At 70.1% G+C, this 19,461-nt stretch carries 16 protein-coding genes; 7 read left to right on the top strand and 9 right to left on the bottom strand.

The window, feature by feature from the left end; genetic code table 11:
• Positions 1–5: 5 nt before the first annotated feature.
• From alaS to E2651_RS11055, 3 genes are read right to left on the bottom strand one after another with little or no spacing between them, the layout of a single operon-like run.
• Positions 6–2,675, bottom strand: coding sequence for an alanine--tRNA ligase (alaS, locus tag E2651_RS11065; protein WP_135330896.1), 2,670 nt, complete (start codon positions 2,673–2,675; stop codon positions 6–8).
• Complete coding sequence (locus E2651_RS11060; protein ID WP_135330895.1) at positions 2,675–3,022, bottom strand: DUF6167 family protein; 348 nt, start codon at positions 3,020–3,022, stop codon at positions 2,675–2,677. The genes alaS and E2651_RS11060 overlap by 1 nt, the downstream gene beginning before the upstream one ends.
• Positions 3,023–3,029: 7 nt before the next feature.
• The gene (locus E2651_RS11055) at positions 3,030–3,479 is read right to left on the bottom strand and encodes a DUF948 domain-containing protein (RefSeq protein ID WP_135330894.1); all 450 of its coding nucleotides are present in this window, start codon (positions 3,477–3,479) and stop codon (positions 3,030–3,032) included.
• 160 nt (positions 3,480–3,639) lie between these two features.
• Between E2651_RS11055 and E2651_RS11050 the strand changes: the two genes are divergently transcribed.
• Positions 3,640–5,817, top strand: coding sequence for an AAA family ATPase (locus E2651_RS11050; RefSeq protein ID WP_167828762.1), 2,178 nt, complete (start codon positions 3,640–3,642; stop codon positions 5,815–5,817).
• Here the strand turns inward: E2651_RS11050 and rpsD are convergent.
• The 3 genes from rpsD to E2651_RS11035 all read right to left on the bottom strand — a co-directional run bounded on the left by rpsD (position 5,805) and on the right by E2651_RS11035 (position 8,860).
• On the bottom strand, positions 5,805–6,419 hold the full coding sequence (gene rpsD / locus E2651_RS11045) for a 30S ribosomal protein S4 (protein WP_135330893.1): 615 nt from the start codon (positions 6,417–6,419) through the stop codon (positions 5,805–5,807). The genes E2651_RS11050 and rpsD overlap by 13 nt on opposite strands.
• 391 nt (positions 6,420–6,810) lie before the next feature.
• A complete protein-coding gene (locus tag E2651_RS11040; RefSeq protein ID WP_135330892.1) occupies positions 6,811–8,172 on the bottom strand; it encodes a replication-associated recombination protein A in 1,362 nt (453 codons plus the stop codon).
• Between the two features lie 46 nt (positions 8,173–8,218).
• Entirely contained in the window at positions 8,219–8,860 is a 642-nt protein-coding gene (locus tag E2651_RS11035; RefSeq protein ID WP_135330891.1) for a vitamin K epoxide reductase family protein, read from the bottom strand.
• Positions 8,861–8,998: 138 nt separating this feature from the next.
• On the opposite strand from E2651_RS11035, the gene E2651_RS11030 reads away from it, so the two are divergent.
• The 4 genes from E2651_RS11030 (at position 8,999) to E2651_RS11015 (ending at position 12,580) form a co-directional block, all read left to right on the top strand.
• A complete protein-coding gene (locus E2651_RS11030) occupies positions 8,999–9,898 on the top strand; it encodes an ABC transporter ATP-binding protein (protein ID WP_135330890.1) in 900 nt (299 codons plus the stop codon).
• A gap of 62 nt (positions 9,899–9,960) precedes the next feature.
• Positions 9,961–10,758: an ABC transporter permease gene (locus E2651_RS11025; RefSeq protein ID WP_245238735.1), complete on the top strand. Its 798-nt coding sequence runs from the start codon at positions 9,961–9,963 to the stop codon at positions 10,756–10,758.
• A complete protein-coding gene (locus E2651_RS11020) occupies positions 10,755–11,954 on the top strand; it encodes a sensor histidine kinase (protein WP_135330921.1) in 1,200 nt (399 codons plus the stop codon). The genes E2651_RS11025 and E2651_RS11020 overlap by 4 nt, the downstream gene beginning before the upstream one ends.
• 2 nt (positions 11,955–11,956) lie before the next feature.
• A complete protein-coding gene (locus E2651_RS11015; protein ID WP_135330888.1) occupies positions 11,957–12,580 on the top strand; it encodes a response regulator transcription factor in 624 nt (207 codons plus the stop codon).
• Positions 12,581–12,721: 141 nt separating this feature from the next.
• Here E2651_RS11015 and hisS read toward each other — a convergent pair whose 3' ends face one another.
• Both hisS and E2651_RS11005 read right to left on the bottom strand, forming a co-directional pair.
• Entirely contained in the window at positions 12,722–13,984 is a 1,263-nt protein-coding gene (gene hisS, locus E2651_RS11010; RefSeq protein ID WP_135330887.1) for a histidine--tRNA ligase, read from the bottom strand.
• A gap of 13 nt (positions 13,985–13,997) precedes the next feature.
• Positions 13,998–14,705, bottom strand: coding sequence for an MBL fold metallo-hydrolase (locus tag E2651_RS11005; RefSeq protein ID WP_135330886.1), 708 nt, complete (start codon positions 14,703–14,705; stop codon positions 13,998–14,000).
• Positions 14,706–14,850: 145 nt separating this feature from the next.
• Here E2651_RS11005 and E2651_RS11000 point away from each other — a divergent pair, with 145 nt between their 5' ends.
• Both E2651_RS11000 and E2651_RS10995 read left to right on the top strand, forming a co-directional pair.
• Positions 14,851–15,672: a peptidylprolyl isomerase gene (locus E2651_RS11000; RefSeq protein ID WP_135330885.1), complete on the top strand. Its 822-nt coding sequence runs from the start codon at positions 14,851–14,853 to the stop codon at positions 15,670–15,672.
• Between the two features lie 134 nt (positions 15,673–15,806).
• On the top strand, positions 15,807–17,039 hold the full coding sequence (locus E2651_RS10995; RefSeq protein ID WP_135330884.1) for a DUF349 domain-containing protein: 1,233 nt from the start codon (positions 15,807–15,809) through the stop codon (positions 17,037–17,039).
• 70 nt (positions 17,040–17,109) lie between these two features.
• Here E2651_RS10995 and relA read toward each other — a convergent pair whose 3' ends face one another.
• Positions 17,110–19,437 carry a GTP pyrophosphokinase gene (gene relA, locus E2651_RS10990; RefSeq protein WP_135330920.1) on the bottom strand — a complete coding sequence of 776 codons (2,328 nt, stop codon included), beginning with the start codon at positions 19,435–19,437 and terminating at the stop codon, positions 17,110–17,112.
• Positions 19,438–19,461: the final 24 nt, after the last annotated feature.

Raw genomic sequence — 19,461 nt, 5'->3', positions numbered from 1 at the left:
AGACATCAGGCCGTCTCGGTGACGAGGCGCTCGACGGCTGCCATGGCGTCGCCGATGGCGGCCGGGTTCTGGCCGCCGCCCTGGGCGACGTCCGGCTTGCCGCCACCGCCGCCGCCGAGGGTCTTGGCGGCCGTACGGACCAGGTCGCCGGCCTTGAGGCCACGCTCGCGGGCGGCTTCGTTGGTGGCGATGACCGTCAGCGGGCGGCCGTTGGCCGTCGTGAAGAGGGCGACCACGGCCGGGCGGTCGCCCGGGATGCGGCCGCGTACGTCGAGGACCAGCTTGCGCAGGTCGTCGGCGCCCGTGCCGTCCGGCACCTGGCCGGTGACGAGAGCGACGCCGCGTACGTCCTTGGCGAAGTCGACGAGACCGGCGGCGGCCGCGAGGACCTTCTCCGCGCGGAACTTCTCGATCTCCTTCTCGGCGTCCTTCAGCTTGCCGAGCATGGCGGAGATCTTCTCGGGCAGCTCCTCGGCGCGGCCCTTGACCAGCTCCTGGAGCTGGGCGACGACCGTGTGCTCCTTGGCAAGGAAGTTGTACGCGTCGACGCCGACCAGGGCCTCGATGCGGCGCACGCCCGAACCGATGGACGACTCGCCGAGCAGCTTCACCAGGCCCAGCTGGGCGGTGTTGTGCACGTGCGTGCCTCCGCACAGCTCCTTGGAGAAGTCGCCGATGGTGACCACGCGGACGCGCTCGCCGTACTTCTCGCCGAACTCGGCGATGGCGCCCTGCTTCTTGGCGTCGTCGATCGACATGACCTCGGCCTGCACGTCGAGTTCACGCGAAAGCACTTCGTTGATCTTCTGCTCGACGTCCGTCATGACCACCGTGGGTACGGCGGACGGGGAGCCGAAGTCGAAGCGGAAGCGGCCGGGCTGGTTCTCCGAACCGGCCTGGGCGGCCGTCGGGCCGAGCGCGTCGCGCAGCGCCTGGTGCGTGAGGTGCGTGGCGGAGTGGGCGCGGGCGATGGCATTGCGGCGGTGCCTGTCGATCGAGGCCCAGACCTGGTCGCCGACGGTGATCTCGCCGACCTGGACGACACCCTTGTGGACGTGCACGCCGGGGACCGGCTTCTGCACGTCGCGGATCTCGACGACGGCGCCGCTGTCGAGACGGATGCGGCCGGAGTCGGCGATCTGGCCGCCGCCCTCGGCGTAGAAGGGGGTGCGGTCGAGGACGACCTCGACCTCGTCGCCCTCGCGGGCGGCCGGGGACGAGACGCCGTCGACCAGGAGGCCCACGATCACGGCCTCGTTCTCCGTGAGGGTGTAGCCGGTGAAGTCGGTGGCGCCGGAGGCGTCGGCGATCTCGCGGTACGCGCCGAGGTTGGCGTGGCCGGTCTTCTTGGCCTGGGCGTCGGCCTTGGCGCGCTCCCGCTGCTCCTTCATCAGGCGCCGGAAGCCGTCCTCGTCCACGGAGAGGCCCTGTTCGGCGGCCATCTCGAGGGTGAGGTCGATCGGGAAGCCCCACGTGTCGTGCAGCAGGAAGGCCTTGTCGCCGGCCAGGACCTTGCCGCCGGCGGCCTTGGTCTCGGTGACGGCGGTGTCGAGGATGTTCGTGCCGCCCTTGAGGGCCTTGAGGAAGGCGGCCTCTTCGGCGAGGGCGACGGTCTCGATGCGCTTGCGGTCGGTGATGAGCTCGGGGTACTGCTGCCCCATCGTCTCGATCACTACGTCGACCAGGTCCTGGACGACGGGACCGGTGGCGCCCATGAGCCGCATGTTGCGGATGGCGCGGCGCATGATGCGGCGCAGTACATAGCCGCGGCCCTCGTTGCCGGGGGTGACGCCGTCGCCGATCAGCATCACGGACGTACGCATGTGGTCGGCGACCACGCGCAGGGAGACGTCCGAGCCCTGCTCGGCGCCGTAGCGCACGCCGGTCAGCTCGGTGGCCTTGTCCATGACGACGCGCAGGGTGTCGGTCTCGTACATGTTCCGCACGCCCTGCAGGATCATCGCGAGACGCTCGAGGCCGAGGCCGGTGTCGATGTTCTTGCTGGGCAGCTCGCCGAGGATCTCGAAGTCCTCCTTCGAGGTGCCCTCGCCGCGCTCGTACTGCATGAAGACCAGGTTCCAGATCTCCACGTAGCGCTCGTCGTTGACGGCCGGGCCGCCCTCGACGCCGAACTCGGGGCCGCGGTCGTAGTTGATCTCGGAGCAGGGGCCACAGGGTCCGGGGACGCCCATGGACCAGTAGTTGTCCTTCTTGCCCAGGCGCTGGATGCGCTCGGCGGGCACGCCCACCTTCTCGCGCCAGATCGTCTCGGCCTCGTCGTCGTCCAGGTAGACCGTCACCCAGAGGCGCTCGGGGTCCAGGCCGTAGCCACCGTCCGCCACGGAGCTGGTGAGCAGCTCCCAGGCGTACTTGATGGCGCCTTCCTTGAAGTAGTCGCCGAAGGAGAAGTTGCCGCACATCTGGAAGAACGTGCCGTGCCGGGTGGTCTTGCCGACCTCTTCGATGTCCGGCGTACGCACGCACTTCTGCACGCTCGTGGCGCGCGAGAACTGCGGCTTGACCTCACCCAGGAAGTAGGGCTTGAAGGGCACCATGCCGGCCGGGACGAGGAGCAGAGTCGGGTCGTCCGCGATGAGCGACGCCGAAGGGACGACGGTGTGCCCGCGCTCCTCGAAGAAGCTCAGCCAGCGGCGACGAATTTCTGCCGACTCCATCAGTGGTCCTCATTCCGGTTGTACGAGAACTTCGTGTTCTCGAGGTACTTCGTTTTGTTCTTGTCGCTGTGGTTCTCGATGACCGCGAAGCGCCGCTGCGCGGGGAGTTCGGCGTCGGGGTGGCGGTTCAAGCCCAGCGCCTCGCCGAGTTCGGACTCGCGCTCGACCATGCCGTCCCGGACGTCGAGTGCGAAGTCCTTCAAGCGGTGACCGGCGTCGATCGCCTTGTTCGCGGCCTGCGCCGCGAGGCTCTCGGGAGTCAGCTTCTTGAGCTTGCGGTTGACCTTGGTGGTGGCCCACACACCGGCAGCGGCGCCCGCGGTGAACCAGAACGTACGGCGGAACATCGCTGCGTCAGTCCTTCTTCCGCTTGCCCCGTCGCCGCGCGGAGGGCACCGTGCGCCCCACGATCACGGTACGTCGGGCGGGCGCCGGGGGCACATTGTTTGATTCGGGTCCTGCCTTGCGGCCCAGGGCCCTGCGCACCCCATAGCCGAACGCCGCGACCTTGACGAGGGGCCCGCCGAAGGTGGAGGCCACCGTCGTGGAGAGCGCGGACGCGTTCGACGTCACTTCCTGGACGTCGGACGCGATGGCGTCGACCCGGTCGATCTGGGTCTGCGCGGAGCGCACGGCGGTGGAGGCGTCCGCGAGGAGCGGGACGGCCTGCTCGGTCACTTCCGCGACGAGCTTGGTGGTCGCCCTGAGCGTCTGGGCCAGCCTCACCAGCACCACGGCCAGGAAGGAGACCAGGATCGCCCAGAAGACGGCCACCAGGATCCCGGCCACCTCTCCACCGGACACTGTGCACCGCTCCCTGAACATCGGCCCCGAACATCGAAAAGTCGTCCCCCGACCCTATCGCGCCGGGGCGACGGCTCCGCACCGCATTACCTCGTACGGTCAAGGGAGTTGCGCGACCTGATTGTACTGACTGCTTACGGATGAGTACGCTCCGTATCTCATGCGACGCGATCAGCGCCCAGGCGACCGCCGGCACGTTTCTTCGGCCTCCGCGGCACGAACCGGCAACCTCCCCCTGGAGCTCAACGCCTTCATCGGACGGTCGGCCGAACTCGCGGAAATCGCCTCGGCGTTGGCGGCCGGACGCCTGGTCACGGTGACCGGCGTCGGCGGGGTCGGGAAGTCACGCCTCGCCGCCCGGGCCGCCGCGGACGCCGCTGCGCGCGACGGCGCCTGGCTGGTGGAGCTCTCCGGGGTGCGGGACCCGGATCTGGTGGAGCACGCGGTCGCCGACGCGCTGCGGCTGACGGACCACACGCGTCGGCCGCCGCGCCAGGTGCTGCTCGACCATCTCGCGCAGCGGGACGTCCTGCTCGTCATCGACGGGTTCGAGCACCTGGTGGACGCCTGCGCCTCGCTGGTGCGGGATCTGCTGGTGCGCTCCCCCGGCCTGCGGGTCCTCGCCGTGGGGCGCAGGCCGCTGGACACCGGCGGCGAGCGGCTCTTCCCGCTCGCGCCGCTGCCCACCGCGGACGCGGCCGCGCTCTTCGCCGACCGGGCGGCGGTGGGCCTGGCCGGTTTCACGCCGGACGAGGAGACCGACGCCGACGTGGCGGAGGTGTGCCGCCGCCTCGACGGTATCCCCCTCGCCGTCGAGCTGGCGGCGGGCCGGCTGCGGTCGCTGTCGCCGGCGCAGCTGCTCGACCGGCTCGACGACCGGTTCGGGCTGCTCACGGGGACCCGGCGGGACGCGCCGCCGCGGCACCAGACCCTGCGCACGGCCATCGGCTGGAGCCATGAGCTGTGCACGGCCGACGAGCGGCTGCTGTGGTCCCGGCTCTCGGTGTTCTGCGGCCCCTTCGACCTGGAGGCGGCCGAGTACATCTGCAGCGGGGACGGACTGCGCTCCGACGACGTCCTCGACGTGCTCGGCGAGCTGCTCGCGCAGTCCGTCGTGACGCGGGAGGAAGGACCGGCCGGTGTGCGCTACCGCATGCTCGACACGGTCCGGGCGTACGGCGCCGAGTGGCTGGCGGCGACGGGCGACGCCGCCCGGATGCGGCGCCGCCACCGCGACTGGTACATGGGGCTCGCCACCTGGTGCGAGCTGGACTGGTTCTCGCCCCGGCAGGCGCGGGTCGCCGCGCTCGTCGACTGCGAACTGCCCAATCTGCGGGGCGCGTTGGAGTACTGCCTGACCGAGCCGGACGAGACGCATCTGGGCCAGTACCTGGCGGGCAGCCTGTGGTTCTACTGGGTCGGCTGCGGGCGCCTCGCGGAGGGCAGGCACTGGCTGGAGCGCGCCCTCGAGCTGGACGGCGGCCATGACGACTCGCGGCTGAAGGCGCTGTGGGTGCTCGGCTATGTGGCGGTCCTGCAGGGCGACACGGTCGCCGCGCTCACCGCGCTGCAGGAGTGCGGGGACGAGGCGGAACGTACCGGCAGCGCGGTGGCCGCCGCGTACGCCGTGCACCGCATCGGCTGCCTCGCGCTGCTCGGCGACGACATGCCGCGCGCGGAAACCTTGCTGCGCTCGGCCCTCGCCCAGTACCGCGAGATCGGCGAGCTGAACAGCAATGTCCTGATGGGTCAGGTCGAGCTGGCGATGGCGCTGGCCTTCCGGGGCCGGCTCACCGACGCGGTGGAGCTGTGCGAGGACGTGCGCCGGGTCTGCGAGGACCACGGCGAGCGCTGGACTCTCGCGTACGCCCTGTACGTCCTCGGCTTCGCGGCCTGGACGCGCGGTGAGGTGGACACCGCCCGTGACCTGGTGAGGCGGTGCCTTGCCCTGGATCACGCCTTCCACGATCTGCTGGGCTCGGTGCTCGCGATCGAGCTGCTCGCCCTGTTCACCGTGGCGGACGGCGATCCCGCCGAGGCGGCGCTGCTGCAGGGAGCCGCGTCCCGCATCTGGCCTTCGGTGGGCCAGCCGCTGTTCGGCTCCGAGTACTTCGGCGGGCCGCACACGCTGTGCGCGTCGCAGGCCAGGGAGCTCCTTGGTGACGCGCGCTTCGAGGAGTGCCGGGAGGCCGGGGCGCGGCTCACGCCCGACGCGGCGGTGGCGCGGGCGCTCGGCACCGGCCCCGAGCATGCGAAAACCCGCCGCCTGCCCGCCCACGAGGGGCGGCCGGGCGACGGGCTGAAGCAGGGAGAGCTACGTCCGGGTCAGCGGGCGTAGTACTCGACGACGAGCTGCTCGTCGCAGATCACGGGGATCTCCTTGCGGTTCGGGTCACGGTCCAGACGGAAGGCCAGGGCCTTCAGGTTGACCTGGAGGTAACGCGGGGTCTCGCCGTCGGGGGCGAAGCCACCCTCACGCGCGACCTGGAACAGCGGCTTCTCGCGGCTGCGCTCGCGGATCATCACGACGTCGTCGGGACGGACGCGGAACGACGGCTTGTCGACCTTGCCGCCGTTGACCTCGACGTGGCCGTGGCTGACCATCTGGCGGGCCTGGTAGATCGTGCGGGCGATGCCCGAACGCAGAACCAGGGCGTCGAGGCGACGCTCCAGCTCGATGACCAGGGCCTCACCGGTCTTGCCTTCGGCCTTCTTGGCGCGGTCGTAGGCACGGGCCATCTGCTTCTCGCTGATGTCGTACTGCGCGCGCAGACGCTGCTTCTCGAGCAGACGGACCTTGTAGTCCGAGTTCTGCTTGCGCCCACGGCCGTGCTCGCCCGGCGGGTAGGGACGGGCCTCGAAGTACTTGACGGCCTTCGGGGTCAGCGCGATGCCGAGGGCACGCGACTTCTTGACCTTGGGGCGGGACTGGTTCGGCATGAACCAACCTCTCTGTTCTCTGTGAATACGGCTTCACCAGGGTTAAGGGAGGTCGCAATCCGCAGCCTGGGAAACCCATCGGATCCGGTGGATCTGGATCCGGCGGGCAGCCGCTCCCTGGTCTGGGCACATACGTGCAGCACGCGAGTGGCCCACCGGCCGGTTCCCGGAGTACGGGATGGTGGTGGGCTGCCCGCGACACCTTCGACGGTGCGCGACGCTCCTGGATCCCCGCTGCCTTGCGGCGTGGGGCTCCGGCTGGATGTCCCGTTCTGGTGGTGCCGGTACGAGACCGGACACGGGACGCAGCACTGCGGGCAAGTGTACCGGGTGGGCGCGAGTGCCTCAGCCGCAGGGCCCGGGACCTGGCCAAGCCTCGGGCCGCACCTGGCTAAGCCTCGGGCTGGTCGCCCTTGAGGCGGGCGCGGACCCGCTCGACCACGTCGGCGTACCGGGCCTCTCCGCCGTACCTCGTGGGCTGGTAGTAGCGCTTGCCCTCGATGGCGTCCGGCGCGTACTGCTGAGCGGCGATGCCGCCCGGTACGTCGTGCGGGTACACATAGCCCTGGGCGTGGCCGAGCTTGGCCGCGCCCTTGTAGTGGCCGTCGCGCAGGTGGGGCGGGACGGGTCCGGCGAGGCCCGCGCGGACGTCCGCCTGGGCCTGCTGGATCGCGATCGTCGCCGCGTTCGACTTCGGGGCGAGCGCGAGGGCGATCGTCGCGTGGCTGAGGGTGAGCGCGGCCTCCGGGAAGCCGATCATGGCCACGGCCTGGGCGGCGGCGACAGCCGTGGGCAGGGCCGTGGGGTCGGCCAGGCCGATGTCCTCGCTGGCGGAGATCATCAGGCGCCTCGCGATGAAGCGGGGGTCCTCGCCCGCCTCGATCATGCGGGCCAGATAGTGCAGCGCCGCGTCCACGTCGGAGCCGCGGATGGACTTGATCAGGGCACTCGCGACGTCGTAGTGCTGGTCGCCGTCGCGGTCGTACTTCACGGCGGCCCGGTCGACGGACTCCTCCAGGGTCTGGAGGGTGATCTCCTTCTCGCCCTTGGCGAGGGCCGAGCCCGCGCCCGCCTCGAGGGCGGTGAGCGCGCGCCGGGCGTCGCCGCCCGAGATGCGCAGCAGATGCGCCTCGGCCTCGTCGGGCAGCGTGACCGCGTCGCCCAGGCCCCGCTCGTCGGTGAGCGCCCGGCGCAGCAGGCCGCGCAGGTCGTCGTCGGTGAGCGATTCCAGGGTGAGAAGCAGGGAGCGCGAGAGCAGCGGGGAGATGATCGAGAAGTACGGGTTCTCGGTGGTCGCCGCGATCAGCGTGACCCAGCGGTTCTCGACCGCCGGGAGCAGGGAGTCCTGCTGCGCCTTGCTGAAGCGGTGGATCTCGTCGAGGAAGAGGACGGTCTCCTTGCCGTGGCCGCCCATCGCCCTGCGGGCGCCGTCGATGACCGCGCGGACTTCCTTGACGCCCGCGGTGATCGCGGAGAGTTCGACGAAGCGCTTGTTCGTGGCCTTCGAGACGACGTACGCCAACGTCGTCTTGCCGATGCCGGGCGGGCCCCACAGGAACACCGAGGACGGTCCCGCCGGGCCTCCCTCGCCCTCGCCGACCAGGCGGCGCAGGGGCGAGCCCGGCTTCAGCAGGTGCCGCTGGCCGACGACTTCGTCGAGGGTGCGCGGGCGCATCCGGACGGCCAGGGGACTGCTGGACGGGTCCTTCTCCTGGCGGTCTTCGGCTGCGGCGGTGAACAGGTCGGGCTCCACGTCCAGAACCCTATGTCACCCCACTGACAATCCCTCCGGGCCCGGGTCAGGCCCAGAGGTCGGCGCCCCAGCGCGTGAGGATCAGCATCGCGATGACGCCGATGTGCATCACCGGCAGGGCCCAGGTGAAGTCCTCGAAGAAGCTCTTGACCCAGCCCGGGGCGGGCAGGAAGCCCTTGCGGACGTTGAAGGACGTGACGTACCAGAACATCAGGAGCGTGGCGACCCAGGCCATGCAGCACCACAGGCAGAGCGCGTTGATCTCGTACAGCGACTGGATCATCAGCCAGGTGCAGAATCCGACGCCGAAGACCATGCCCGCGTTCATGGTGAGCCAGTACCAGCGCGGGAAGCGGGCCCCGGCGAGCAGGCTCATGCCGACGCCGATGATGATGGCGTAGGTGACCAGGCCCAGCATCGGGTTGGGGAACCCGAAGGCCTCGGCCTGCTCGCTCTTCATGATGCTGCCGCAGGCGACGATCGGGTTGATGCTGCAGCCCGGCGTGAAGTTCGGGTCCTTCAGGAGCTCGAACTTGTCGATGGTGATCACCCAGGACGCGAGCAGACCGGCCGCACCCGTGATCAGCAGGAGCAGGGCGAGCGCACGGCTCCCGCCGGCGGCACCGGGAGCGTCCGTCGGCTCCTGGCCGTCCAGGGCATCGTCGTTCGCTGACATCGTTTTGCTCATCACGCCGTTCCGTCGCTTGTGGGTGGCCTGCGGGCACGCACATTGTGCCGCACTCGACCGGGTGTCCACCGTTCGATGGACATAAGGAGGTACGCACGGAGGTCCCTGAGCGTTCGACAGGCCGGGACGCTCGACGGCATGACGGAAAACGGGCACGAACTCGCGGTGGACGTACGGGGACTGCGCAAGCGGTACGGCGAGGTGACGGCGCTCGACGGCATCGACCTGGCCATCCGGCACGGGGAGGTCTTCGGCATCCTCGGCCCCAACGGTGCGGGCAAGAGCACCACGGTGGAGATCCTGCAGGGCAACCGCGCGCGGGACGGCGGCGAAGTCGCCGTGCTCGGCGCCGATCCAGGCTCCGCCGGGCGTGCCTGGCGCTCGCGGGTCGGGATCGTGTGGCAGGACGAGTCGGCGCCCGCCGAGCTGACGGTGCGCGAGACGGTACGCCAGTTCGCCCGCTACTACCCCAAGCCCCGCGACCCCGAGGACGTCATCGCTCTCGTGGGCCTCCAGGAGAAGGCGGCCGCCCGCGTCAAGGCGCTCTCCGGCGGCCAGCGCCGCCGCCTCGACGTGGCGCTCGGCGTCATCGGCGATCCCGAACTGCTGCTCCTGGACGAGCCGACGACGGGCTTCGACCCGGCCGCGCGGCGCCAGTTCTGGAGCCTGATCCGCAGGCTCGCCGACGAGGGCACGACCATCGTGCTCACCACGCACTACCTGGAGGAGGCGGAGGCGCTCGCGCACCGGCTCGCGGTGATCGCCGGCGGCCGGGTGGTGGCCGAGGGCGAGCCCGCCCAACTGCGCCACCACCATGGCGCCGAGGCCACCGTGGAGTGGACCGACCGGGACGGGACCGCGCACAGCGAGCGCACCACGACCCCGACCCGTACCGTCGCCGCGCTCATGGCCCGGTTCGACGGCGAGATCCCGGGGCTGCGGATCGGGCGCCCCACCCTCGAGGACGTGTATCTGCGCCTCACGGGCCAGCTCACCGGACAGACGGGCCGGCTCACCGGACAGGAGGCCGCGCGATGACATCGACGGCATCATCGAGCACTTCTACTGAAGTACGTCGTCGGGCATCCGCCCCGGAGCGGATGCCCGGAACCTGGAGCCTCGGCCTGCATCAGGGCGCGCTGGAACTGAGGCAGTTCTTCCGGCTGCGCGAGCAGGTGGTCTTCACCTTCGCCTTCCCCATCGTCTTCCTCTTCCTCTTCGCGACGATCTTCAGCGACGACGTGAAGGGCGCGGACATCACGGCATCACAGCTCTACGTAGCGGCCATGATCGCCGCGGGCATCATGTCCACGAGCTTCCAGTCGCTCGGCATCTCCATCGCCATCGAACGCGACGAGAAGGTGCTTCGCCGGCTGCGCGGGACGCCGATGCCGCCGGCCGCCTACTTCCTCGGGAAGATCTGGCTCGTCCTGGTCACCGGCCTCCTGGAGACCCTGGCCCTGCTGCTCGTCGGCGTCACCCTCTTCGACGTCGATCTGCCGACGAGCGCGGGCAAGTGGCTCACCTTCGGCTGGATCTTCGTCCTCGGCCTCACCGGGTGCGCGCTGCTCGGCATCGCGATCAGCAGCGTCCCGAAGTCGGGGCGCAGCGCGACCTCGGTGGTCGTGCTGCCCTTCCTGGTGCTGCAGTTCATCTCCGGCGTCTACATCGCCGTCGACACGATCCCCGACTGGATGCGACACGTCAGCGCGCTCTTCCCGCTGAAGTGGATGTGCCAGGGCTTCCGCGGGGTGTTCCTGCCCGAGTCGGCGAACGTCCTGGAGATCACCGGGAGTTGGGAGTACGGACGCATCGCCCTGGTGCTCGGCGCCTGGTGCGTCGGAGGATTGGCGCTGTGTCTGCTGACCTTCCGGTGGAAGAACCGGCGCGACGGATGAGCGAGGCGGCCCCCTCGGCCGGACCGCGCGAGGCGAACACCTGGGACCGCTCCTTCCGGCTCTGGGACTCGTATTTCGGCGTGGTGTGGCTAGGCACCCTGGTCTTCGTTCTCGGTACGGCGGAGCCGGGGTGGACCGTCCGCCTCGCCGCGGCCGCGGCCCTGGTGCTCCTCGTCCCCTGGTACGTGGTCCACGGCCGTGGCGTCCTCATGAGCGAGGGCGCCGACGAGCGGCGGGCCCTCGTGTACATCACGGGGACGGTCCTGCTGTTCCTGCCGCCGGGCGTGCTGGTCGGCGAGACCCGTCTGATGACCTTCGCGCTGATCCCGCAGTGCTTCATCGCGCTGCGGATGCGCAGGGCGCTGGTGGCCGTGGTGGTCATCAACATCGCGCCGGTGGCGGGCTGGGCGCTGCTGTGGCGGCCCTCGTCCCAGGACGTCTTCTACAACTCCGTCTTCGCCGTGGTCACGCTGGTCTTCGCGGTGGCCATCGGCAGCTGGACGATTCGCATCATCGAGCAGAGCAGCGAACGGGCCGAGCTCATCGCCCAGTTGGACGCCAGCCGCGAGGAGGTCGCGCTGCTCTCCGCGGAGCGCGGCGCGCTCGCCGAGCGGGAGCGGATGTCGCGCGAGATCCACGACACCCTCGCGCAGGGCTTCACCAGCGTCCTGATGCTGGTCCAGGCCGTCGAGGCGGAACTCTCGCGGGACCTGCCGACCGCCCGCCGCCACCTGGAGTTGATGGAGGCGACGGCACGGCAGAACCTGGCCGAGGCGCGGGCCCTGGTCGCAGGGCGGGCGCCCGCCGATCTGGACGGGGGCTCGCTGCCGGACGCGCTGCGGCGCGTGGCCGCACGGCACGACGCGGCCCTCGGCGTCACCGGGGAGGTGCGTGCGCTGCCGCCGGGCCTGGAGGTGGTCGCCCTGCGCTCCTGCCAGGAAGCCCTCGCCAACGTACGCAAGCACGCGGGGCCCGACGCATCGGCAAGGGTCGCGCTGGCCTATGCGGAGGGCTCGCTCACCGTCGCGGTACGGGACACGGGGTGCGGTTTCGACCCCGGCGCGCCGCACGAGGGGTACGGGCTGCCGGGGCTGCGGGCGCGGGCCGCCGAGTTCGGGGGCACCGCCGAGGTGACGAGCGGGCCCGGCCGCGGCACCACCGTCACCGTTCTGCTGCCGATCCCCGAGAGGACGTGACCGTGATCCGCATCGTGCTGGCGGACGACCATCCCGTCGTACGCGAAGGGCTGCGCGCCATGCTGAGCGCCGAGCCGGACCTGGAGGTCGTCGCGGAGGCGTCGAGCGGGCCGCGGGCCGAGGCGCTGGCCGCCGAACTGCGGCCGGACATCGTCCTGATGGACCTGCGGATGCCGGGCGGCAGCGGGGTGGACTCGATCGAACGGATGGCTGCGGCGGGGCTGCCCTGCCGGGTCATCGTGCTCACGACGTACGAGACGGACCGCGACATCCTGCGTGCCGTGGAGGCGGGTGCGGCGGGCTATCTGCTCAAGGACCTGGCGCGGGGGGAACTGGCCGACGCGGTGCGGGCCGCTGCCCGCGGGGAGACGGTCCTGGCCCCCTCGGTGGCGGCCCGCCTGGTCGACCAGCTGCGGACCCGTCCGGAGCGACCGCGGCTGTCCGAGCGGGAGACGGCGGTGCTGCGGCTGGTCGCCGACGGGTGCACGAACGCGGAGATCGGGCGGCGGCTGTATGTCGCCGAGTCGACGGTGAAGACTCATCTGCTGCGGGTCTTCGGGAAGTTGGGGGTCGATGACCGGACGGCTGCGGTGACCAGTGCGATGCGGTTCGGGTTGCTGGAGTGAGGTTCTCGCCCCCGCCGCCCCTACCCTTCCCATCCCTGGGGGGCTCCACCCCCAGACCCCCGTATCGGCCTGAACGGCCTCGTCCTCAAACGCCGGACGGGCTGAAAATTCAGCCCGTCCGGCGTTTGAGGATCCCCAGTTTCAGCTCAGGCGTGCCTTCAGTTCGCCCACGAGCTCGTCCACCGCGACCGCCGTCTGCTCCCCGGACTCCATGTCCTTCAGCTGGACGACGCCCTCGGCGAGGTCACGCTCACCGGCGACGACGGTGTACCGCGCCCCCGACCGGTTGGCGTTCTTCATCGCGCCCTTCAGGCCCTTACCGCCGTACGAGAAGTCCGCCGCGACACCCGCCCTGCGCAGCTCCGTCACCTTGGAGAACAGGACCCGGCGAGCCTCCTCGCCCAGCGGCACCGCGAAGACACTGGTCGCCGAGGGCAGTTCGAGCTCGACGCCCTCCGCCTCCAGGGCGAGGACCGTGCGGTCCACGCCGAGCGCCCAGCCGACGGACGGCAGCGAGGGGCCGCCGATCATCTCGGACAGGCCGTCGTAGCGGCCGCCGCCGCCCACCGCGGACTGCGAGCCGAGACCGTCGTGGACGAACTCGAAGGTCGTACGGGTGTAGTAGTCCAGGCCGCGGACCAGCTTCGGGTCGTCCTCGTACGCGACGCCCTCCGCCGTCAGGAGATCGCGCACCTGCTCGTGGTACGCCTTGCACGCGTCGCACAGGTAGTCGCGCAGCATCGGGGCGCCGGCCAGTTGCTTCTGGACGTCGTCACGCTTGTCGTCCAGGACACGGAGCGGGTTGATGTCGATACGTCGACGTGTCTCCTCGTCCAGGTCGAGCGCGCGCAGGAAGTCCTGCAGCGCGGCGCGGTAGACGGGGCGGCACTCCTTGTCGCCGAGCGAGTTCAGCAGGATGCGGAACTGCTGCAGACCGAGCGCGCGGTACGCCTGGTCGGCGAGGATGATCAACTCGGCGTCCAGCGCCGGGTCCTCCGCGCCGATCGCCTCGGCGCCGACCTGCGAGAAGTGGCGGTAGCGGCCCTTCTGCGGGCGCTCGTAGCGGTAGTACGAGCCGGAGTACCAGAGCTTGACGGGGAGGTTGCCCGCCTTGTGCAGGTTGGCCTCCAGGGCCGCGCGCAGCACGGACGCGGTGCCCTCGGGGCGCAGCGCGAGCTGGTCGCCGCCCTTGGTCTCGAAGGCGTACATCTCCTTGGAGACGATGTCGGTGGACTCGCCGACGCCGCGCGAGAACAGCTCGACGTTCTCGAAGCCGGGGGTCTCCACGTATCCGTAACCGGAGTTCCGCAGCGGTGCCGCGATCGCCTCGCGGACCGCGAGGTACTTCGCGGAGTCCGGCGGAAGCAGGTCGTAGGTGCCCTTGGGGGCCTTGAAGGTGCTCACGGGAGTTCTCTCGTCACATTCCTCGTCGGGGAGCCTCGTCGGCTCCCAGGCCGGCGGCCACCTGGCGCAGATACGGGTTGGTGGCGCGCTCACGGCCAATGGTCGTGTGCTCGTTGTGACCGGGCAGGACCACGGTCGAGTCGTCGAGCGGCAGGCACACACGGGCCAGCGACTCGAGGATCTCGGCGTGCGAACCGCCGGGCAGGTCGGTGCGTCCGATGGAGCCGGCGAAGAGCAGGTCGCCCGAGAAGAACACCGAGGGGACCTCGGCGGACTCGGGGAGCTGGAAGGTCACCGACCCCTTCGTATGGCCCGGCGCGTGCGCGACGGAGAAGTCGAGGCCGGCCAGCTTCAGCTGCGCGCCGTCGGTCAGCTCCTTGACGTCGGAGGGCTCCCCCACGGTCAGCTCGCCCATGAGCTGCGCGCCGAAGGAACGCCCTATGGCCTTCTCCGGGTCGCTCAGCATGTACCGGTCCTCGGGGTGGATCCACGCGGGTACGTCGTTGGCCCCGCAGACCGGGACGACCGATGCGACATGGTCGATGTGGCCATGGGTGAGGATGACCGCGACGGGCTTGAGCCGATGTTTCTTGAGTGCGTCCTCGACTCCCTGGGCGGCCTGGTGGCCCGGGTCGATGATCACGCACTCCTCGCCTGCGGCGGGGGCGACCAAGTAGCAGTTGGTGCCCCAGGCCCCGGCGGGGAACCCGGCAATGAGCACGATCGTCCTTCGTTCGTCGTCCGGCGGAGGTGACCGCGCAGGTCGCGGCAGATCAGAGCCTACCGGCGCTGCCGATTCCACAGCTAACCCATATACGGTACGGGGCACACGGAAGCGGTCACCCACGCAGAGGAGAGAGAACCCGGTGGTCAGCAACGATCAGCGGCGGCGTCAGCTCGCCCGGGAGAAGTTCTTGCGGCAGCAGCAGCGCCGGGAGGCCGCGCGACGCAGGGCGCGGATGCGCAACGCGGTGATCGCATCGGCGCTCGCGGTGGTCGTGGCCGGCGGCGCGGTGTCGTACGCGGCGGGAGCCTTCGACGACGACGGCAAGCCGAAGGACGAGGCCAGCGCGAACCCCACCAAGCAGCCGGACCCCTGCGAGAAGCCCGCGGGCGGCAAGGTGAAGCCACTGAGCTTCAAGAAGGAGCCGGCGCTCACGATCGACAAGTCGGCCGACTACACGATGAAGCTGGACACCACGTGCGGCGACATCGACCTCGACCTGTCGGCGGCGAAGGCCCCGCACACGGTCAACTCCTTCAACTTCCTGGTGAACAAGGGCTATCTGGACCACACGAAGTGCCACCGGCTCGTCTCGGGCGGCATCTACGTCCTGCAGTGCGGCGACCCGAAGGGCACCGGCGAGGGCGGCCCCGGCTACTCGATCCCGGACGAGAACCTCAAGGACAAGAGCCTGAAGGGGAACGTGTATCCGGCGGGCACGGTCGCGATGGCCAACCAGTACAACGCCCAGGAGAAGAAGGGTCGGGACACCGGAGGCAGCCAGTTCTTCCTGGTCTACCAGGACAGTCAGCTGCCGCCCGACTACACACCGTTCGGGACCATTTCCGATTCCGGGATGAAGGTGCTCAAGAAGATCGCCGACGCCGGCGAGAGCACCGGGCAGGGCGAGGGCGCCCCGAACGCGACGGTCGTCATCGACAAGGCGACCGTGTCGAAATCCTGACCCCCGCCAGGCAAACTTCGGACGCGCGGGATGCGGACAGCCGCCCCGCCGGTCGCCTATGTTGGCGGTGACGAAACTGTGGACGATGCCGGGGGCCCCGAGGCCCTGCGCAGGCATCATGTGGAGGAGGCGCTGTGAGCAGCGACCCGTGGGGCCGCGTCGACGAGACGGGGACCGTGTATGTGCGCAAGGCCGACGGCAGCGAGCGCGAGGTCGGTTCGTGGAAAGCGGGGTCTCCTGACGAGGCCCTCGCCTACTTCGAGCGCAAGTACGACGGTCTGGTCGTCGAGATCGGACTTCTCGAGCGCCGGGTGAAGACGACCGACCTGTCGGCCAAGGACGCCATGACCGCCATCGACCATCTGCGCCAGCAGGTGGACGAGGCGCACGCGGTCGGCGATCTGGACGCCTTGAGCACGCGCCTGGACAAGCTCGTCGAGACCGTCGAGGCGCGCCGCGAGGAGCGCAAGGTCCAGAAGGCCAAGCAGTCGGACGAGGCGCGGCACGCCAAGGAGGCGCTCGTCGTCGAGGCCGAGGAGCTCGCGCAGAGCGAGCAGTGGCGGGCGGCGGGCGAGCGTCTGCGCGCCCTGGTGGACACCTGGAAGGGTCTGCCGCGCCTCGACCGCAAGTCGGACGACGAGCTGTGGCACCGCTTCTCGCATGCCCGCTCGGCGTTCTCCAAGCGCCGCAAGGCCCACTTCGCCTCGCTGGACGCCCAGCGCGAGGAGGCCCGCAAGACCAAGGAGCGTCTGGTCGGCGAGGCCGAGGCGCTCTCCGGGTCGACCGACTGGGGTCCGACGGCCGCGCGGTACCGCGACCTGATGACCGAGTGGAAGGCCGCGGGCCGCGCCCAGCGCGAGCACGAGGACGACCTGTGGAACCGCTTCCGCGGCGCCCAGGACGTGTTCTTCGCGGCGCGCAGCTCGGTCTTCGCGGAGCGGGACGCCGAGCAGACGGAGAACCTGAAGCTGAAGGAGGAGCTGGCCGAGGAGGCCGAGAAGCTCGTCCCGGTGAAGGACCTCAAGTCGGCGCGTGCGGCCTTCCGTTCGATCAACGAGCGGTGGGAGGCCATCGGCCACGTCCCGCGTGACGCCCGGCCGAAGGTCGAGGGCCGGATGCACGCGGTGGAGCGGGCCCTGCAGGACTCCGAAGAGGCCGAGTGGCGGCGCACGAACCCGGAGGCGCGGGCTCGGGCCGAGGGTCTGACCGGCCAGCTGCAGGCGGCTGTCGACAAGCTGACCGAGCAGATCGAGAAGGCTCGTACGGCGGGCAACAACGCCAAGGCCGACAAGCTCCAGAAGGAGCTGGACGGCCGCCAGGCGCTGCTCGACCAGGCAGTGAAGGGCCTGCACGAGTTCGGCGGCTGAGTTATTTCGCTGTCTACGTAGAGGGGCTCCCGTACGCGATGTACGGGAGCCCCTCTACGTAGTGAACCGTTTACGGCCTGCGCGCCGACGTCACCCTGTACACGTCGTACACGCCCTCGACTCCCCTGACCGCCTTGAGGACGTGCCCCAGGTGCTTGGGGTCGCCCATCTCGAAGGTGAAGCGGGACGTGGCAACGCGGTCGCGGGAGGTCTGGACGGCCGCGGACAGGATGTTCACGTGCTGGTCCGAGAGGATGCGCGTGACGTCCGAGAGCAGCCGGGAGCGGTCGAGCGCCTCCACCTGGATGGCGACGAGGAAGACCGACGACTGGGTGGGCGCCCACTCGACCTCGAGGATCCGCTCGGGCTCGCGCGAGAGCGACTCGACGTTGACGCAGTCGCTGCGGTGAACCGATACGCCGCTGCCGCGCGTGACGAAGCCGATGATGGGGTCGCCGGGGACGGGCGTACAGCAGCGGGCCAGCTTGACCCAGACGTCCTCGACGCCCTTGACCACCACACCCGGGTCGGCGTTGGCCCGGCGCTTGCTGCGGCCGCGGGCGGGCGGCGCGCTCTCGGCGATGTCCTCGTTGGCGGCCTCCTCGCCGCCGAGCGCCTGGACGAGCTTCTGTACGACGGACTGCGCGGTGACGTGTCCCTCGCCGATCGCCGCGTACAGCGAGGAGATGTCGGGATAGCGCATCTCGTGGGCGAGGGTGACCAGTGAGTCCCCGGTGAGGATCCGCTGGATCGGCAGGTTCTGCTTGCGCATGGCCCGCGCGATGGCGTCCTTGCCCTGCTCGATGGCCTCCTCGCGGCGCTCCTTGGAGAACCACGCGCGGATCTTGTTGCGCGCCCGCGGCGACTTGACGAAGCCCAGCCAGTCGCGGGACGGGCCCGCGCCGGCCGCCTTGGAGGTGAAGACCTCCACCAAGTCGCCGTTGTCCAGGGTCGATTCGAGCGGCACGAGCCGTCCGTTGACCCGCGCTCCTATGGTGCGGTGGCCGACCTCGGTGTGCACCGCGTACGAGAAGTCGACGGGGGTCGCGCCCGCGGGGAGCGCTATGACGTCGCCCTTCGGGGTGAACACGAAGACCTCGTTGCGCGACAGGTCGAAGCGCAGCGACTCGAGGAACTCGCTGGGGTCCTCGGTCTCCTTCTGCCAGTCGAGGAGCTGGCGCAGCCACGCCATGTCGTTGAGATGGTCGTCCTTGCCACCGGTCTTCTTCGGTACGTCGGTACGCACCTTGGAGGCGCCGGCGGACGGCTCCTGCTTGTACTTCCAGTGCGCGGCGATGCCGTACTCGGCGCGGCGGTGCATGTCGAACGTACGGATCTGGAGCTCGACGGGCTTGCCGCTGGGACCGATGACCGTCGTGTGCAGCGACTGGTACATGTTGAACTTGGGCATCGCGATGTAGTCCTTGAACCGGCCGGGGACCGGATTCCATCGCGCGTGCACGGTGCCGAGCGCCGCGTAACAGTCGCGGACCGTGTCGACAAGTACCCGAATACCCACCAGGTCATAGATCTCGGCAAAGTCGCGGCCTCGCACGATCATCTTCTGGTAGACGCTGTAGTAGTGCTTCGGGCGCCCGGTGACGGTGGCCTTGATGCGGGCGGCGCGCAGGTCGGCCTGGACCTCGTCGGTCACTATGGCCAGGTACTCGTCCCGCTTCGGGGCGCGCTCGGCCACCAGGCGCACGATCTCGTCGTACATCTTGGGGTAGAGGATCGCGAAGGCGAGGTCCTCCAGCTCCCACTTGATGGTGTTCATGCCCAGGCGGTGCGCCAGCGGAGCGTAGATCTCCAGCGTCTCGCGGGCCTTCTTCTCCTGCTTCTCGCGCTTGAGATACCGCATCGTGCGCATGTTGTGCAGGCGGTCGGCGAGCTTGATGACCAGGACGCGGGGGTCCTTGGCCATGGCGACGACCATCTTGCGCACGGTCTCGGCCTGCGCGGCCTCGCCGAACTTGACCTTGTCCAGCTTGGTCACGCCGTCGACGAGCAGCGCGACCTGGTCGCCGAAGTCCCGCTTGAGGGTGTCGAGGCCGTACTCGGTGTCCTCGACCGTGTCGTGGAGCAGCCCCGCCATGAGGGTGGCCGGATCCATCCCCAGCTCGGCGAGGATGGTCGTCACGGCGAGCGGATGCGTGATGTACGGGTCGCCGCTCTTGCGCTTCTGGCCGCGGTGCCAGCGCTCGGCGACCTGGTAGGCCTTCTCGATCTGGCGCAGCGTGGCCGTCTCGATCTTGGGGTCGTTGCTGCGCACTATCCGCAGCAGCGGCTCCAGGACCGGGTTGTACGGGTTCGAGCGCTGGACGCCGAGCCGGGCCAGGCGGGCGCGGACGCGGTTGGAGGAGCCGGAGCGCTCGTTCTTGGCCGCGGTGGGGCGGATCGCCGGGGGCGTACTGCCGGGGCG

Origin of the sequence: Streptomyces sp. MZ04 (assembly GCF_004684775.1) — a bacterium.
In the GTDB taxonomy this organism is placed as follows: domain Bacteria; phylum Actinomycetota; class Actinomycetes; order Streptomycetales; family Streptomycetaceae; genus Streptomyces.
This window is presented reverse-complemented; position numbering and strand designations above follow the sequence as displayed.

Bases quoted from the DNA above. Each gene is read 5' to 3' on its own strand.
- alaS (WP_135330896.1), bottom strand. From the start codon at position 2,675: ATGGAGTCGGCAGAAATTCGTCGCCGCTGGCTGAGCTTCTTCGAGGAG.
- E2651_RS11060 (WP_135330895.1), bottom strand. From the start codon at position 3,022: ATGTTCCGCCGTACGTTCTGGTTCACCGCGGGCGCCGCTGCCGGTGTG.
- E2651_RS11050 (WP_167828762.1), top strand. From the start codon at position 3,640: ATGCGACGCGATCAGCGCCCAGGCGACCGCCGGCACGTTTCTTCGGCC.
- rpsD (WP_135330893.1), bottom strand. From the start codon at position 6,419: ATGCCGAACCAGTCCCGCCCCAAGGTCAAGAAGTCGCGTGCCCTCGGC.
- E2651_RS11035 (WP_135330891.1), bottom strand. From the start codon at position 8,860: ATGAGCAAAACGATGTCAGCGAACGACGATGCCCTGGACGGCCAGGAG.
- E2651_RS11030 (WP_135330890.1), top strand. From the start codon at position 8,999: ATGACGGAAAACGGGCACGAACTCGCGGTGGACGTACGGGGACTGCGC.
- E2651_RS11025 (WP_245238735.1), top strand. From the start codon at position 9,961: ATGCCCGGAACCTGGAGCCTCGGCCTGCATCAGGGCGCGCTGGAACTG.
- E2651_RS11020 (WP_135330921.1), top strand. From the start codon at position 10,755: ATGAGCGAGGCGGCCCCCTCGGCCGGACCGCGCGAGGCGAACACCTGG.